This is a genomic window from Subtercola boreus (assembly GCF_003399625.1).
GTDB classification, from domain to species: domain Bacteria; phylum Actinomycetota; class Actinomycetes; order Actinomycetales; family Microbacteriaceae; genus Subtercola; species Subtercola boreus_C.
Genome location: NZ_NBXA01000007.1, coordinates 249,084 through 261,344, shown reverse-complemented (window position 1 = coordinate 261,344; position 12,261 = coordinate 249,084). Strand labels below are relative to the sequence as shown.

Here is a 12,261-nt window from a genome sequence, read left to right as displayed (position 1 = left end):
CATGTCCACACTCACACCCACCAGGCCGTCAGACCCCCAGCCCACCGAGACACCGGCCGCGCCGAAGAACGGCGGGGCGTTCAGCCTCGGCCAGCTCGTCGCCGCCACACCCGGCGCGTTCCGCAAGCTCGACCCGCGCGAGATGTGGCGGAACCCCGTCATGTTCGTCGTCGAGATCGGTGCCGTGCTCACCACGGCGCTGGCCATCGCCGAACCCTTCATCGGCGGCGCTGAGGAGTCCGGCGGGGCCGCCATCCCTGCCTCGTTCACCGCGGGCATCGCCGTCTGGCTCTGGCTGACGGTCGTCTTCGCGAACCTCGCGGAGTCCGTGGCAGAGGGCCGCGGCAAGGCGCAGGCCGACAGCCTGCGGAAGACGCGCACCAGCACGTCGGCCAACCGGGTCGACAACTACGACCAGAAGGCCGACCCCAGCGCCGACAACAGCTCGGTGACCGTCGTCTCCTCGGCCGACCTGACCCTCGGAGACGTGGTCGTGGTCACCGCCGGCGAGCTCATCCCGGGTGACGGCGACATCGTCGACGGCATCGCTTCGGTCGACGAATCCGCGATCACGGGCGAGTCCGCCCCGGTCGTGCGGGAATCCGGCGGCGACCGCAGCGCCGTCACCGGCGGCACGCGGGTGCTCTCCGACCGCGTCATCGTGAAGATCACATCCAAGCCCGGCGAGACGTTCGTCGACCGGATGATCGCGCTGGTCGAAGGCGCGTCGAGGCAGAAGACGCCGAACGAGATCGCCCTGAACATCCTGCTCGCCAGCCTCACCATCGTCTTCGTGATCGTCTGTCTCACCCTCAACCCGATCGCGAGCTACGCGGCGGCGCAGGTGAGCCTGCCCGTGCTGATCGCCCTGCTGGTCTGCCTCATCCCGACGACGATCGGTGGCCTCCTCTCGGCCATCGGCATCGCCGGCATGGACCGCCTCGTGCAACGGAACGTGCTCGCCATGTCGGGCCGCGCCGTCGAGGCCGCCGGAGACGTCACCACCCTGCTGCTCGACAAGACCGGCACCATCACCTACGGCAATCGCCAGGCCGCCGAGTTCACGCCCCTGACGGGTGTGTCGACGGATGACCTGCGGTACTCCGCCGCCGTGTCCTCCCTCGCCGACCCGACCCCCGAGGGCAAGTCGATTGTCGACCTCGCCGTGAAGCACGGGTTCAACCGCAACATCACGGTCGCGGGCGAGATCGTGCCGTTCACCGCCCAGACCCGCATGTCGGGGCTCGACCTGCCCGACGGCTCGCAGATCCGCAAGGGCGCCGGCTCGTCGGTCACCGCCTGGGTCGAGGAGTCGGGGCGGATCGCCAGCACCGAGCACGCCGAGCTCGAAGAGAGCATCGAACGCATCTCGAAGGCCGGCGGCACCCCGCTGGTCGTGGCCGCCAAGACCCCGGCGGGAGTCGCCCGGGTGCTCGGCGTCATCTACCTGAAGGACGTCGTGAAGGAGGGCATCGCCGACCGCTTCGCCGAGCTCCGCTCGATGGGCATCCGCACCGTCATGGTGACCGGAGACAACCCGCTGACCGCGGCGGCCATCGCGGCCGAGGCCGGCGTGGACGACTTCCTCGCCGAGGCGACCCCCGAGCAGAAGCTCGCGCTGATCAAGCGGGAGCAGGAGGGTGGCAACCTCGTCGCCATGACCGGCGACGGCACGAACGACGCCCCCGCGCTCGCCCAGGCCGACGTCGGCGTGGCGATGAACACCGGAACCTCGGCCGCGAAGGAGGCCGGCAACATGGTCGACCTCGACAGCGACCCGACGAAGCTGATCGACATCGTGCGGATCGGCAAGCAGCTGCTCATCACCCGCGGTGCGCTCACCACGTTCTCGATCGCCAACGACGTGGCGAAGTACTTCGCGATCATCCCGGCCATGTTCGCCGGGATCTTCCCCGGGCTGCAGGTGCTGAACATCATGCAGCTGCACTCGCCGGCCTCGGCCATCCTGTCGGCCATCATCTTCAACGCGATCATCATCGTGATCCTGATCCCGCTCGCCCTCCGCGGGGTGAAGTACCGCCCGCTCAGCGCGTCGAAGGTGCTGAGCCGCAACCTGCTCGTCTACGGGCTCGGCGGGGTCATCGCGCCGTTCATCGGCATCAAGATCATCGACCTGTTCGTCACGCTCATCCCCGGTTTCTAATGAGCCGGTTTCTAGAAGCATTTGAAAGGCTCACACCATGAGTACCACCTCACGCACCGCAGGGCGCCAGTACTGGGTCGCCCTCCGCGCGATGATCGTCTTCACCGCCGTTCTCGGCGTCGCCTACACCCTCCTCATCACCGGGATCGGGCAGCTCGCCCTTCCCGCCCAGGCGAACGGCTCGCTGGTGCGCTCCGGCGATGCCGTGGTCGGTTCGGCCCTCATCGGCCAGTCGTTCACCGACGCCGACGGCAACGCGTTGCCCGAGTGGTTCCAGTCCCGGCCCTCCGCGGCGGGCGACGGGTACGACGCCGCGGCCTCCAGCGGCAGCAACTGGGGCCCGGAGAACGCCGACCTGCTCGCCGCGATCGACGAGCGCAAGGCCGCGATCGCGGAATCCGACGGCGTGAGCCCCGACCGGATCCCGGCCGATGCCGTCACCGCCTCCGCGTCGGGACTCGATCCGCACATCAGTCCCGAGTACGCTCAGCTTCAGGTCGAGCGGATCGCCACGACCCGCGGGCTCTCCACAGAAGAGGTGCAGAAATTGGTCGACAATGCCACGCAGTCGCGTGACCTCGGCTACCTCGGCGAACCGACGGTGAACGTTCTGCGGCTGAACATCGCGCTGGCCCAGCTGGCCGGCTAGGCGACGGCACCGGATGAAGCGGGGAACGTTCCGGGTGCTGCTGGGTGCAGCGCCCGGGGTCGGCAAGACCTACACCATGCTCGAAGAGGGCCGCCGGCTGAAGGGTGAGGGCAAAGACGTGGTCGTCGCGGTCGTCGAGACCCACGGCCGGCGCGGCACCGCGAGCATGCTGCTGGGCCTCGAGACCATTCCCCGCGCCGTCACCGTGCATCGCGGGGTCGAACTCAGCGAGATGGATCTCGCCGCGGTGCTCGCCCGCCGCCCGATGATCGCCCTGGTCGACGAGCTCGCCCACACCAACGCCCCCGGCTCGCAGAACGAGAAGCGCTGGCAGGACGTCGAGACGCTGCTGGATGCCGGCATCAGCGTCATCTCGACCGTCAACATCCAGCACATCGACTCCCTCACCGACGTGGTCGAACAGATCACCGGCGCCCCCCAGCGGGAGACCGTGCCCGACAGCGTGCTGCGCTCGGCCGAACAGATAGAGGTCGTGGATCTCGCCCCGCAGGCCCTCCGAGACCGTCTCGCCGGCGGATTCGTCTACCCGGCGACGCGTATCGACGCGGCCCTCTCGAACTACTTCCGCCTCGGGAACCTCACCGCGCTCCGGGAACTCGCGCTGCTCTGGCTGGCCGACGAGGTGGACAGCGCGCTGAAGGACTACCGGCGCGAACACGGCATCCAGAACAAATGGGAGGCCAGGGAACGCGTCGTCGTCGCCCTGACCGGGGGCTCCGAGGGCGAGACGCTCATCCGCCGCGGGGCCCGCATCGCAGCCCGATCCTCGGGCGGTCAGCTGCTGGCCGTGCACGTCTCGAGCAACGACGGACTGCGGAACGCCAACCCCGGGGCACTCCTCGCCCAGCGGAAACTCGTCGACTCGCTCGGCGGCTCGTACCACCAGGTCATCAGCGACGACATCCCGCACGGGCTCGTCGAGTTCGCCCGTGCCGAGAATGCCACCCAGCTCGTGATCGGTGTCAGTCGCCGCAGCCGGTTGAGCGCGGCACTCACCGGGCCGGGGATCGGCGCCACGGTCATCCGCGAATCCGGCGACATCGACGTGCACATCGTCACCCACGCCGCGGCCGGCGGCCGGTTCGCTCTGCCGAGACTCGGCGGGGCGCTCTCGCTCCGGCGCCGGATGCTCGGCCTCGCCGTGGCGCTCGTCGGAGGCCCGCTCGTCACCTGGCTGCTCGTCGCCCTGAGATCCGACGACTCGATCACCAGCGACGTGCTGACCTACCAGCTGCTCGTGGTGGTCGTCGCCCTGATCGGCGGCTTCGGGCCCGCACTCTTCGCAGCGCTCCTCTCCGGGCTCACGCTCGACTTCTTCTTCGTGGCCCCCGTCTACACGATCACGGTGACGGAGCCGGTGCACCTCGTCGCCTTGGGCCTCTACGTTCTGAATGCCGTGCTCGTCAGCGTGGTCGTCGACCAGGCGGCGAGACGCTCGCGGGCTGCGGCACGCGCCACCGGTGAGTCGGAGCTGCTCGCCACGGTCGCGGGCAGCGTGGTGCGCGGCCAGGATGCCCTGCAGGCGCTCGTCGACCGCACGCGTGAGGCGTTCACCCTGTCGGCGGTGCGGCTGGTCGTCGACGGTGCGGTGACGAACACCGCCGGGGTCGTGGATGACTCTGCGTCCGGCTCTGCTCCTTCCTCCGGCGAGCGCATCACGCGCATTCCCGTGGGCGACCACGCCGAACTCGAACTGCACGGCGGCGACCTCGCCGCCTCGGAGCGCCGGCTGCTCACCGTCATCGCCAGCCAGCTCGACGCCGCCCTCGAGTACAGCGACCTCGCCGAGACCGCCGGTGAGGTCGGGCCTCTCGCCCAGGCCGACCGGGTACGGAGCGCCCTGCTCGCCGCGGTCGGCCACGACCTCCGGCGACCCCTCACCGCCGCCACCGCCGCCGTCGGCGGGCTCCGCGCCACCGACGTCACCCTCTCGGCGGCCGACCGCGACGAACTGCTGGCCACCGCCGGCGAGAGCCTCGACACCCTCTCCCTGCTGGTCACGAACCTGCTCGACGTCACCCGATTGCAGGCCGGCGCCCTCGCCGTCTTCCTCAGCCCCGTCGACGTGGAGGACATCGTGCTGCCGGCCATCGACGAGCTCGGACTCGGCCCCGACACCATCGAACTCGACCTGCCGGAGTCGACCCGCCCGGTCACGGCAGACCACGGCCTGCTCGAACGGGTCATCGTCAATCTGCTCTCGAACGCCGTGCGCTTCTCACCTCCCGGTGCCCGCGTACTGATCTCCACGAGCGAGTTCGCCGGCACCGTCGAGATCCGCATCGCCGACCGCGGACCCGGTGTCGCGCCAGGCCGCCGCGAAGAGATCTTCGTGCCCTTCCAGCGTCTCGGCGACACCGACAACCTCACCGGTCTCGGGCTCGGCCTCGCCCTCTCGAAGGGGTTCGTCGAAGGTATGGGCGGCACGCTCGAGGCCGACGACACCCCCGGCGGCGGCCTGACCATGGTCATCGCGCTGCCCGCCGCATCCATCCCCGAACCCTCCCCCACCCCCGAACCGATGCCGGAGACAGCCCCGTGAAGATTCTCGTCGCCGACGACGATCCCCAGATCATCCGCGCCCTCACCATCACCCTCCGCGCCAGGGGTTACGACATCGTCACCGCGGCCGACGGCGCGGGAGCCCTGAACCAGGCCATCGAGCACCACCCCGATCTCGTGATGCTCGACCTCGGCATGCCGAACCTCGACGGCATCGACGTGATCCACGGCATCCGCGGCTGGAGCGAAGTGCCGATCCTCGTGGTCTCCGGCCGCACGGGAGAGGCCGACAAAGTCGAGGCTCTGGATGCCGGCGCCGACGACTACGTCACGAAACCGTTCAGCATCGACGAACTGCTGGCGCGCATCCGGGCCCTCACCCGCCGGGTGCTCACCGTGGACGACGCCCCGGTGATCAGCTTCGGAACGGTCACCGTCGACCTCGTCGGAAAACACGTGTACCACGGCACGGCCGCCGAGCCGCAGACGATCCGGCTCACGCCCACCGAGTGGGCGATCCTCGAAGTGCTGCTGCGGAACCCCGGCCGGCTCGTCACCCGCGACGCACTGCTGACCGAGGTGTGGGGGCCGTTCCACACCAACGACACCGGCTACCTGCGTGTCTACATCGCGCAGCTGCGGAAGAAGCTCGAACCCTCCCCCTCGCAGCCCCGGTACCTGCTCACGGAGTCGGGGATGGGGTACCGCTTCAATCCCGACCGCGTGGCCTCCGGCGCCGGCGGCGGGGCTGGGGCTGGAGTTGGCGACGGCCAGACCGCGGGCGAGGTCGACCCGGTCTAGACGACGACGCGGCGGAGGGCGCCCCGCCAGTCCGGTGCGTGCACGGCGCGGCCGCCGCCGAGATCGATCGGTGACGCCACCCACTCCGCGCCGCGGGCATCCAACACGTGCGTCATCTGCGGCCTCGACTTCTCGACGGCGAAGAGGCACCAGGTGCCCTGCCGGTGGTGCAGCAGCGTGTACTTGCGATGGTGGGTCCAGAAGTCCACCCGGTCGTCGAGGTCGGCGGGCAGGTCGATGTCAGAGAGCGTGGGATTCCCGTTCAGCACACCCCCGACGCTAGGCGGCGAAGGCGAACAGGAGGTGGCGCCCAGCCGCACGGCGGGTGGCGCGGATGCTTCCAGCTGTGGCGGGCACGGCCGGGCGCGTGCTGGCCCGGCAGAAACGCGCCGACCGGCAGAACGCGGCGAAGCCTGCGCGCTAGCCTGAAGGGATGGGCACCACCGACGAGTACACGTTCCGCACCTTCTCCGCCGCTGTCGCCGCCGATGGATCGGCCGAACCCGACACCGCCGTCTGGCTCGACGCCGAGCGGCGGGGCTTCCACGACAACAGGCTCGATTCGGCGGGCACCGCCGCCGCCGCAGCCCGACTCGTGTCCGACGGGCGACAGCTCACCGGAGCGTACCTGACCGATGATTCCCCCGTCGCCACCTTCGCCTCCTACACCGCGACCCTCAACGTCGGCGCGGCCGACCTGCTGCCCACCCACCTCATCTCGAACGTGACCGTGCGGCCGACGCACCGCCGCCGCGGCCTGCTGCGGGCGATGATGACCGAGAACCTCCGCCGGGCATCCGACGCCGGCTTCCCGCTCGCCGCGCTCACCGTCTCCGAAGCCACCATCTACCGTCGTTTCGGTTTCGGGGTGGCCTCGACCGTCTCCCACGTGACCGTCAGCACCGACGAGCGGTTCCGGATGCTCGTTCCCCCCGCCGGCCGTTCGGAGTACATCGACCTGCCCGAGCTCGCCCGCCTCGCCCCCGCGGTCTTCGCCCGCTTCCACGCCCGGAACCCCGGCTCGGTCGACCGGCACGCCGCCACCTGGCCGCGGAACTCCGGCGAGCTCACCGACAGCGGACAACCCGACCTCTCCGTCTACGCGGCCGCGCACTACGACGACTCCGGCGACCCCGACGGCTACGTCTCCTACCGCTCGCGCGAGAACGGCAGCCCGCGCACGCTCGAGGTTCTCGACCTCGTCGCGGCCACCGACAGCGCCTACCTCGGCCTCTGGGACTTCCTCGCCTCCATCGACCTCACCGGCCGCGTCGACTGGGAGACCGCCCCCGCCGCCGACCCCCTCCGCTGGGCCCTCGCCGACTGGCGTTCGGTCACGCAGACCTTTGTCGAGGACTGGCTCTGGCTCCGCGTGCTCGACGTTCCCGCCGCCTTCGAAGCGCGCGGCTACCTGCCCGGCACCTCGGGCGAGATCGTGCTGCGGGTCACGGATGCGCTCGGCTACGCGGCGGGCACCTTCCGCCTGCGCGTGGCGGATGCCAGGGCGACGGTCACCCGGGTGGACCCAGCCCCCGACCTCACACCTGACCTCTCGCTGGACGCTCCCGAACTCGGCTCGCTCTACCTCGGCGGGGTCGACCCGCTGACGCTCTTCGCGGCCGGACGCATCGCCGAGCACACCCCCGGCGCCGCCCGCCGCCTCGGCGCCCTGCTCGCCCCGGTTGCCCCCGTCTACGGCACCACCCACTTCTGACCCCCGCTCCCCTCGCTCCTCGCCCCCGTCCCGTCAGAGCATCGTGACGTCGCAGTATTGGCGCAGTGGTTCGAACCAACCCGCATCACGTCCCACGTGCAGCTGCCGGTAGGCCCAGGCCAACACGTCGGGCAGACCGAGTAAAATCTCCTCTGACGGTCGGCAGTGCACCGCAACCGTGTCCCGGTCGATGCCAGCCAGCGGTCGTCGTCTGAGGTCTCGGAAGGAATGTTGATCGACCTGGTTCTCGGTCGGCGTTCCCAGCGAATCGATCACGAAGAGCAGGCTTCCGAAGTCCCTCTGCACTTTGGTCACCGCCGCAACCAGGCACCGCTGGCGCGCGGAGTCCCGACCCCCTGCCGGTTCAATCGGCGCACAGACCACCACATCGAGTCCATCGTTCTGCTGTGCCACGAGCTCGGTTGCCTGGCGAAGCGAAGCTATCTCCCGGTTGGCGAACATCGGTGCCGCGTGCAGCGCCTGCCCTCCATAGAAGCTGCCGAGCTTGACCCGAGTAGGTGCAGTTTCTTCGTGGTTCACCACCGCCACACCGATGACGTAGAAGGTGTCGAGGCCCCGCGTTTCATAGCTCTCGTCGACAAAAGCCACCGGCCGACGATTCTCGGCATAGAGGCGGGCAAGCTTCTCGTTGATGTTTGTTCCCCGGTGAAGCCCCCATGAAGAAAGCAGCCCCAGGCAGTCCATGGACTCCTGGGGCATAACGCCTCACCGGCAAGGATCTGGGCGATCCGAACGAGCTACCCGCGCTGCATAAGTGAGCATACCACACCGATCGACTACATGGTGAGTCAGCAGGTAGACGCAATCGCTTCGCCTGCAACGAGCCGTCCGAACCATGCCAGCACCGTGGGTGCAGCCCGCAGCGCGATCAGCCCGTGCGTCGTGTTAAGCAGCGCGAGGTAGGTGACCCTGCGAACCCGTCACCGCCGAAGCGTACCGCGCACCCACCCATGCACGCGGTGTTCTCTACCGAATGAGCACGTCAGAACCTGTTACAGCCGAGCGAGCTCGCGACCGTCGACGTACCGCGAGTGAGTCTTCTTGACATCAGGATCGGTTCGGTCCCGCTCCAGCTCGAAGCGGCGAAGCAATGCCGCCCTGTGGCCCTCGGGCCCGGCGAACTCTTCGACGCTCCAATCGCACGACTTCCTGTTGTAGACGACCACATAGCCCGGCACGTCTAGCGGCTCTCTTCGTGCTGCGAGGAGCCGAGGTCGGCGTCGAATTCCAGCAGATCATCCTCGGCGCAGTCGTCATCGACGGAGTGTCGGATTCGCGCGCCCACTGCAAGCGCATACCGCCGGATGCTCGAGAGTGTCGGGTTGGAATCGTAGCGTTCGAAGGCGGCCACAGTGGGTTGGCTGACTCCCATTCGCCCCGCAACAGTCTCCTGCGAGAGGTCGTGCTTCTTGCGGAGCCCAATCAGGTCGCGCATCATCTGAGTGTGACTTTCCACTAGGGAGTCCGCACGATTGTCGATCCGCCTCACGTCGTCATTCATAGATTAAACTATATATCGCTGGGTACTCTTTGACCAGGTTCGATTCCCCAGCCTGAAGCGCTTCCAGCGTCGTAAAAGCGTTTGGCAACTGCAATCTCGGCGTCTTGCCTCTCGCTCACAGTGCCGCCGCTCACAACTTTCTCGTGAGCGTGATGGCCGATGAAGTAGCCAGGAGCGGCCACTGGTTCCGAATGATATTGGCGAACCAGAACCTGGTCGAAGCGCTTCTTCCCGGCCTCCAGCAGCGATGTCACCGTGATTCCCTGCCACCGGATCTCGTAGAGCGGCGGCGGGTTTCGTACGTCGACCGATTTGATTTCGTCTATCGGTGACAGTTCACCTCGTTGAGCCGACAGAATCCGCGCTCGAAACTCGCTCCTCACCATCCGCTCGTTGTAGAGGTTCCAGACACGGCTCCCGCCGTCGATCGACTCGAACAGTACATCGACGGCTGTCTCGATGTCATCGCCGACCTCCGCAGGAGGGTAGCCGTACCACCGGAACCGGACGTGCTGCCCAAGGCTGCACCGGGAAGGAGAGTCGAAAACTGGCAAGGGGTACCTCTCAAACTATGCGTGCGGCCCCCCTGCTTTTCCGACACTATGCCACGCCTCCGACATCGGAATGACAGGGCCGTCGGATGGCTCCGGCCCGCCGATGCTCTCAGGTCAGAGCGTCGAGCAACTCAGTCAGGTCGGCTTCACCGCGAGCATCCAGCCGCTCGCGGATCTGGCTCCACGTTGCGGTTTCGTCCAGGTCGATGGCTCGCGCGATTGCCGTCCTGTCCCGGGCAATGTCGCCACGCACTGAACGGATGCCCATCAGCGCGGACGCTTGCTGCAGAGCTTCGGGCGGGCTCTCGTCCACTACCCACGCTGTAACGACTCCGGCTGACCACGCAAGCATGATCTCGTTGCCGAGGGCCGCATCGATCGCGATCAGGATGGAGCGGATGCTGCTGAGCTGGGGTTGCGGATTGACCCAACTGAGCGTGATGGATCCGGCCGGCCCCGAGAATCCGGACTTGGTTCCCGGCTGCACATGGAGCGCAGCTGCTACCCCGCTCTGCACGGGGCTCCCGCTGCCGCGAAGGTGATCTTTCGTGACCGTCAGGCGAAACCGCACCTCACCGTCACCGTCACCGAGGTAGAGGCGGCGCGTCTGTCCAGGACTCTTTGGTCGAACCTTCCGCTCGGTCGCGTACCGAACCAGACCCTGCGCCAGAGTGAACGGGTAGGCCGCGGCATAGGCACGCACGCTTGTCTCGGCGACGTTGAACCGGGGCGCGAGGTCATCGACCAGGGTCTGGATCGCCACAACACCGTCGGCGGAGTCGAGGGCACGGGCGATGGCGTCTTTGATGCCCGCGTAAGCTTCGCCGCCCCACGAAGTCAGCTCCCAGTTCTCACGCCCGACACGGATAAGTCGCTCATCGACCGCGAGCGCATTCCGGAGCGACACAGTCGAATGCTCGTAGGGCACGGCCGCGTCGAGTTCGTCAAGTGAACATGCTTCCTGGCGCCGCTCGAGGTAGGCGGCTACGAAGTTCGGGAGGGAACGCCTCTCCAAATGAACCCAGCCCCCGCGAACCGGCAGGTACTCCAGATCGCGGAGTAGCTCGCCTACGCGCTTTTCACTAAGGCCGCTCCACTCCGTCAACGAGTCGAGGAGCAAATCGTCCGGAGCGGAACCGTGCGGGCCCGCCAACTGGTCGAATCGCACCTTCACCTCTTCGACCACGGCTTGCCATGAGGGAACGGCCAGCCAGTCACCGTCGCTCTCGAACCCGTCGTCGAGCAGGTCGAGGAAAAGCCACGCCGGCACATCAGAGGAGATCACGGAACCCGCCGCGCTCGGGATGTCCGTGAGCACGTCGTCGACGTGCGCAACGGGATCCGCACGTTGTCGGAGTGCTGCTGCACGCATACCGAGCAACGTGTCGGGCGCTATCCAAGCCTGAATGCGCAACTTAAGTTTCGCCTCAATCTGACGAACCCGCTCCCTGGTGACGCCCATGCGGTCGCCCAGCGCATCCAGACTGAGGCGGTCAAGACTGGCCAGGCGCAGCACGACGATGTCCTGTTCCCTCTCGCCGAGAGCCAGCACCTCCTCCGAGAGCAGATCCCCGAGGCTGTCGAAGTGGGCGTCAGCGCCAAGCCAGTCAGTCGACGTCAAATGGAACACCCGATCGGCAGCGTCGGAGACAAAGGTCGGCGCGCCAGCCGTGTCGAACGGGTTGCCGAGGAGGGGACTCGAGGACTGACCTCGCGCGACATTCCACTGACTCAGAATCTCGAGATCATCCCGGAGGCGGTCGGTAACGGACAGGGCTCCCGGCACTTCGGATGCCCTGCGCGTTCGGCGCCGCGTTGACGAGCCCGCCGCTGCCATCCCTGAACCCAACTCTCCGGCCGCGCCGATATCGGCGCGCGGTTCGGTCAATGCGTGCGTCAGCCCCAGTTCAACCAAGGATGTGAGCAGTTCGTTCACCGATTTTGCGCCCATATTGCGGAGCGCCATCACCTCGACCAGACTACGTTCTGCGAGGTCGGCGAACGTGTCGAGTCGCTCGCGGTCGAGCACATTGACAAGCCGCACGCTTGAGCTGTACTCGCGGCGCGACGTCGCTCCCGGAACCGATGGGAACAGATCGCCCAGCCCCCAAGAGCTGCGACTCTCGACCGCGACGTTGGCAACGCGGGCCTTGGTGAATTCGTCCAGCGTCCCGCCCGGCGGAACGTCGATGTCGAAAGCGAGATCATCGGCGCCCTCCAACCACGGAAAAACCAGGCCGAGAGGCATTCTGCGCTCGCCCTCGCTCTGGTCCCCTGGGCCTGACTCGCCTGAAATCTGAATATCGTCACTCATTTTGTGCTCCCAAAATTTTG

10 protein-coding genes are annotated in these 12,261 nt (G+C 67.7%); 5 read left to right on the top strand and 5 right to left on the bottom strand.

Going from position 1 to position 12,261, the window contains the following annotated elements; all coding sequences use genetic code 11:
• Position 1: 1 nt before the first annotated feature.
• The 4 genes from kdpB to B7R21_RS04820 are packed head-to-tail and all read left to right on the top strand — an operon-like array spanning position 2 to position 6,137.
• Positions 2–2,164, top strand: a complete 2,163-nt coding sequence (kdpB, locus tag B7R21_RS04835; protein ID WP_116282106.1) for a potassium-transporting ATPase subunit KdpB — start codon at positions 2–4, stop codon at positions 2,162–2,164.
• A 37-nt stretch (positions 2,165–2,201) separates the two neighbouring features.
• Positions 2,202–2,813 carry a potassium-transporting ATPase subunit KdpC gene (gene kdpC / locus B7R21_RS04830; protein ID WP_116282105.1) on the top strand — a complete coding sequence of 204 codons (612 nt, stop codon included), beginning with the start codon at positions 2,202–2,204 and terminating at the stop codon, positions 2,811–2,813.
• 13 nt (positions 2,814–2,826) lie between these two features.
• Positions 2,827–5,376, top strand: coding sequence for a DUF4118 domain-containing protein (locus B7R21_RS04825; protein WP_116282104.1), 2,550 nt, complete (start codon positions 2,827–2,829; stop codon positions 5,374–5,376).
• The gene (locus B7R21_RS04820) at positions 5,373–6,137 is read left to right on the top strand and encodes a response regulator (RefSeq protein ID WP_116282103.1); all 765 of its coding nucleotides are present in this window, start codon (positions 5,373–5,375) and stop codon (positions 6,135–6,137) included. Before B7R21_RS04825 ends, B7R21_RS04820 begins: the two co-directional genes overlap by 4 nt.
• On the opposite strand, the gene B7R21_RS04815 is transcribed toward B7R21_RS04820, so the two are convergent.
• Complete coding sequence (locus B7R21_RS04815; protein ID WP_116282102.1) at positions 6,134–6,406, bottom strand: hypothetical protein; 273 nt, start codon at positions 6,404–6,406, stop codon at positions 6,134–6,136. The genes B7R21_RS04820 and B7R21_RS04815 overlap by 4 nt on opposite strands.
• 164 nt (positions 6,407–6,570) lie before the next feature.
• On the opposite strand from B7R21_RS04815, the gene B7R21_RS04810 reads away from it, so the two are divergent.
• Entirely contained in the window at positions 6,571–7,851 is a 1,281-nt protein-coding gene (locus tag B7R21_RS04810) for a GNAT family N-acetyltransferase (RefSeq protein WP_116282101.1), read from the top strand.
• Positions 7,852–7,884: 33 nt separating this feature from the next.
• Here the strand turns inward: B7R21_RS04810 and B7R21_RS04805 are convergent, their stop codons facing one another.
• The 4 genes from B7R21_RS04805 to B7R21_RS04785 all read right to left on the bottom strand — a co-directional run bounded on the left by B7R21_RS04805 (position 7,885) and on the right by B7R21_RS04785 (position 12,241).
• Positions 7,885–8,571, bottom strand: coding sequence for a hypothetical protein (locus B7R21_RS04805; protein ID WP_147305807.1), 687 nt, complete (start codon positions 8,569–8,571; stop codon positions 7,885–7,887).
• A 481-nt stretch (positions 8,572–9,052) separates the two neighbouring features.
• The gene (locus B7R21_RS04795) at positions 9,053–9,307 is read right to left on the bottom strand and encodes a helix-turn-helix transcriptional regulator (RefSeq protein WP_253259637.1); all 255 of its coding nucleotides are present in this window, start codon (positions 9,305–9,307) and stop codon (positions 9,053–9,055) included.
• A 74-nt stretch (positions 9,308–9,381) separates the two neighbouring features.
• Positions 9,382–9,927: a hypothetical protein gene (locus tag B7R21_RS04790; protein WP_116282097.1), complete on the bottom strand. Its 546-nt coding sequence runs from the start codon at positions 9,925–9,927 to the stop codon at positions 9,382–9,384.
• Between the two features lie 109 nt (positions 9,928–10,036).
• Positions 10,037–12,241, bottom strand: a complete 2,205-nt coding sequence (locus B7R21_RS04785; RefSeq protein WP_116282096.1) for a sigma factor-like helix-turn-helix DNA-binding protein — start codon at positions 12,239–12,241, stop codon at positions 10,037–10,039.
• Positions 12,242–12,261: the final 20 nt, after the last annotated feature.